The organism is uncultured Campylobacter sp. (assembly GCF_937949835.1).
GTDB lineage: Bacteria > Campylobacterota > Campylobacteria > Campylobacterales > Campylobacteraceae > Campylobacter_B.
The window spans coordinates 1-3,917 of record NZ_CALEDC010000419.1 but is presented as its reverse complement, the minus strand read 5'-3'; the positions used below and the strand labels follow the sequence as shown (position 1 = coordinate 3,917).

The 3,917-nt window shown below is 45.8% G+C and carries 4 protein-coding genes and 1 pseudogene; 3 read left to right on the top strand and 2 right to left on the bottom strand.

Annotated features, from left to right (window positions below; translation table 11 throughout):
• Positions 1–268, top strand: a pseudogene (locus Q0256_RS09430) (hypothetical protein); the annotation flags it as partial.
• A 68-nt stretch (positions 269–336) separates the two neighbouring features.
• Positions 337–819 carry a hypothetical protein gene (locus Q0256_RS09425; RefSeq protein WP_297962465.1) on the top strand — a complete coding sequence of 161 codons (483 nt, stop codon included), beginning with the start codon at positions 337–339 and terminating at the stop codon, positions 817–819.
• A gap of 210 nt (positions 820–1,029) precedes the next feature.
• Here the strand turns inward: Q0256_RS09425 and Q0256_RS09420 are convergent, their stop codons facing one another.
• A complete protein-coding gene (locus tag Q0256_RS09420; protein WP_297962463.1) occupies positions 1,030–2,064 on the bottom strand; it encodes a hypothetical protein in 1,035 nt (344 codons plus the stop codon).
• 106 nt (positions 2,065–2,170) lie between these two features.
• Between Q0256_RS09420 and truD the strand changes: the two genes are divergently transcribed.
• Positions 2,171–3,283 carry a tRNA pseudouridine(13) synthase TruD gene (gene truD / locus Q0256_RS09415; protein WP_297962461.1) on the top strand — a complete coding sequence of 371 codons (1,113 nt, stop codon included), beginning with the start codon at positions 2,171–2,173 and terminating at the stop codon, positions 3,281–3,283.
• A gap of 431 nt (positions 3,284–3,714) precedes the next feature.
• Here truD and Q0256_RS09410 read toward each other — a convergent pair.
• On the bottom strand, positions 3,715–3,917 hold a 203-nt coding region (locus tag Q0256_RS09410), incomplete at its 5' end, for a hypothetical protein (RefSeq protein ID WP_297962459.1).

Below are 3,917 nucleotides of genomic sequence, written 5' to 3'. Positions count from 1 at the left end.
AGTGTGCAGTATCACTATCGGAGATCCGAGAGATATGGAATTTAGCGGTGAAGATATATGGATCTTGCACTACAAGGGTAAAGATATAGAAATCGATCTGAGGAATATACATAATGAATATACCGGTAAAAAAGATACGGATAATCCGTTTATACTAATATATGAGCTAGAATCCATAAGAAGCGATCTTGGGGATATAACAAAGCAGGAGATTGTAGATATTTTAAAAGAAATTTTAAATGAGTTTAAGGGGGGGGGGTGTCCGTAACGACTTCTGTACCTAAAGAAAATATTCAAGTAACTTTCATATCAAAAATTTAAAGAAAAGGGGATAAAGTGGCGTTTGTAGCGGAGTATATTTCTAAAGAGGATATTAAGAAATATGATATTATAAATCGTGTAGATCAGCGCTTGGCAAAATATCATTATGATCCACAGGGGCCTAATGAAATAAAGTGGTTAGACTGGGTCATCGACAGGCAAAGAGATATTTGGCTTATCTTTGTTTGTAGCCCGCATCTGCCTGATCCAAGAGACGGATATACTGGAGAGATGATTTGGCTGCTTTATTATAAAGGTAGAGAAATCGAGCTTGATATTAGACGGGTCTATGACGAAACCACAAGTAAAATGCTAGTCGATAATCCGTTTTTTATCAAATATAAGCTAGAAAATATAAATTCTAGTATTGACGGAATTTCATTGGACGAGCTTTATAAAATTTTAAAAGAAGCTCTAACGGAATACGGTAATCGCGGTATTGACGGTAGAGAAAATTTACCAAAAGAGCATGAAGTCGTAACTTTTCTGCACGATTAAGAATGCTTGCGTGTATTAGAATTTCGGTCGGAATTTTGTTTTAAAAAGGGACTTAGCGTATATTTAAGCATTTTCGGGCTTATCGTAAGCACGATTTTGCAGATAATTTTTTAAAAAATTATGGACAGTAAGGCGGCTAAAGTAGTGAAATTCCAAAAGCAGCCAAATAGACAAATAGATAAAATTTTGAAATTTTAAAACTACGTCCGCTTAAATCAGCGTCGGCTTTAGCTTGCGTGCCGAAAAGTCGGGCCTATCGCCGCGAGCTAGAGCGATGAGCTCATCCGTCGCAATTAGATAAAAGCCCGCGAGATCTCTGCCGAAAAGCCTTTGGATTTCATCGCTTCTGCCGTCTAAAAAATCAAGCGCGAGCTTGGAATTTACTAGCAAAAAATCGCTTCCGCTGTCAAACGCGTCAAATAAAATTTCGCCCCCCAGTCGCAGCGCGCACTCCCGCTCACGCTCGTATATCTGCGCTCCAAGCGGCGCGCCTTCACATTCAAAGTGCACGATCTGCGCGCCCAGCCTGCTAGCCAGCTCCTCCGCAGCCTCGTCGTACCATACGGCGACGTTAAAGCCGCTAAAATCGTGCTTAGCGCCCGCTGCGTCAAATTCCGCCATGCTCTGCGCGCTTAAAATTTTATTGCTGCGCGCCGGTTCGTATTTCAGAATATCGCAAAACGCCCTGTATGCCGCGCGGTCGTCAAACTCCATCCCCACGGCGTCGCACTTCGTAAAATACGCCATCTGCGGCTCGATGATCTCCAAAATCCTCATGCGCTCGCTCGGATGCGTCTGCATCAGGCGGTGCGCGAAGATAAAGGCGCTGTTGCCCAAAAACTCTTGTGAGCATGCGGGGATTTTCGTCGAGTAAAAATAGGGCGCGAGGCTTTTGTAAAACTCGAAATCAGAGACATCTGCGATGCTTTCAAAGGCTTTAAATTTATCCAAAAACGCCCTTGGCTCGCAGCGCAGATCTTTAATCGCCTCTTTTTCGCTAAGAGGCGCGATGATTAGCTCGCTTCCAAAGTGCGCTATCAGCGTATCTAGCGGCTCTTTTACGCTTACGGTGGTGCCGCTGATTTTTACAAATTCCACTCCCTGTGCGCTAAAATAGGGATCGTGCGCGCAGATGTCGTCAAGCAGTGCCGCAAGATCGGCAAAGGGTGCGCTTTCATAAACATAGGGCTTGAAGTAGCTTGCGACGTCGCAGCGAGGATCGAAGCGAAAGAGCCTGATTAGCATTTTTCATCCTTTTTTTATGGCGAATGATACTAGAATTTGCCTTAATAATGAGTTTTTTAGGCTCAATTTTATAAAATTGCGCCTTAGATTAACGCAAAGGCCGGCTATGAAAAATTTATACACCCTAAATCACGCGCCGATAAATGCGCATTTTAGTAAAAATTCCAGCGATTTCGTCGTGCGCGAAGTGCCGCTTTACGAGCCTAGCAATGAGGGCGAGCACTGCATTTTGCTGCTGCAAAAAAAGGGCATTAGTACGCACGAGGCGTTGCGGATTTTAAGCGAACATACGGGCGCTAAGATGCGCGAGTTCGGCTACGCAGGGCTCAAGGATAAGCAGGGCCTTACGACGCAGCACATTAGCATGCCCGCTAAATTTGAGCCCGCGCTGGGCGGATTTTCGCACGAAAGCCTTAAAATTTTAAGCGTGCAAAGGCACAAAAACAAGCTTAAAATCGGACATCTAAAGGGCAACGACTTTTTCATCCGCCTAAAAAAGGTCCTGCCGCCCGACGCCGTCAAGCTCGCAGCCGCGCTAGATACGCTAGGGCGCGAGGGCTTTGCGAACTACTTCGGCTATCAGCGCTTCGGCAAGTTTGGCGACAACGCGGCGCAGGGCGAGGAGGTGCTGCGCGGACAGAGGCGGCTTAAAAACCCCAAAATGCGCGACTTTCTAATCAGCGCCTATCAGAGCGAGCTTTTTAACCGCTGGCTTAGCAAGCGGGTCGAAATTTCAAAATTTGCGGCGGAATTTAGCCTTGGCGAGTTAGCTAAAATTTACGGACTAAGCAAGGAGGAGGCGCGCGAGATCGCGGCTCAGCCGCAGTTTTTTAAGCTTTTAAGGGGCGAGGTTTTAGGACACTTTCCCCGTGGCGCGTTTTTTAGCTGTGACGATCTGGGCGCTGAGTGCGAGCGGTTTGCGAGGCGAGAAATCACGAGCGCAGGCCTTATCGTGGGGCGAGCGAAGCTGCGAGCTAGCGGGCTTGGCGGCAGATTTGAAGATGATATTTTCGCGCCTGCTCGCGAGTTTGAGGCACAGATGAACGGCTCGCGCAGGTTTGCGTGGAGCTTTATGGAGCGCGTGCAGCACGCCTACGATGCGCAAAATGCGCATTTTAGCTTCAGTTTTTACCTGCCGAAAGGCTCTTACGCGACGGTCGTTTTGGAAGAAATTTTGCACCGAGATATATTTGAGGGCGCCGCGACGGACGAGGATTGAGCCGCATCGCGCCGCGGATTATGGCTCACGCGCCCTATGTCACGTCCGCGCCAAACCGCGCCGTAGAGTAGGGTTCGCACCACATTTACGCTACGTCGTAGCGCACCGCACCGCGCTGCAGAATAGGGCTCGCGCGTCCCATGTCACGCCCACGTCAAACCACGCCACGTCGCGGTGCACCACGCTGCACGGAATTTTAAATCTTGGCTGCGTGGATTTAAATTTGCGTGATAGATAAAATTTTATGAAATTTATGAAATTTTATTGCAGGAAGCGCGCCGCTTTGTCTAAGCCATAGAATTTAAAATTTTATTCGGCTCGGCCGTAGGTAAAATTTGCTAAATTTCACCTTTTTATAGTTGTCCAAATTTATTTTCGTCAATAACCAGCAAAATATTATTAAGCTTAAAATCGCTTAAGTCTTTTATCTACTATCGCTCGTTTACCATATTTTCAAAAAAATTATTCTCTTCCCAAAAGTAGCATTCTAACATTTTTAAAATTCCATTTTCCAAAAGAACCATTGCTCCTCCAATGTTTTCATCAGAAAGCATTAAATTTACATTGCCGACAAAACCGTTGTTTTTGCTTTTTTCTAATATTTTTTTACACTCGAAATGGCAATAATATCCGG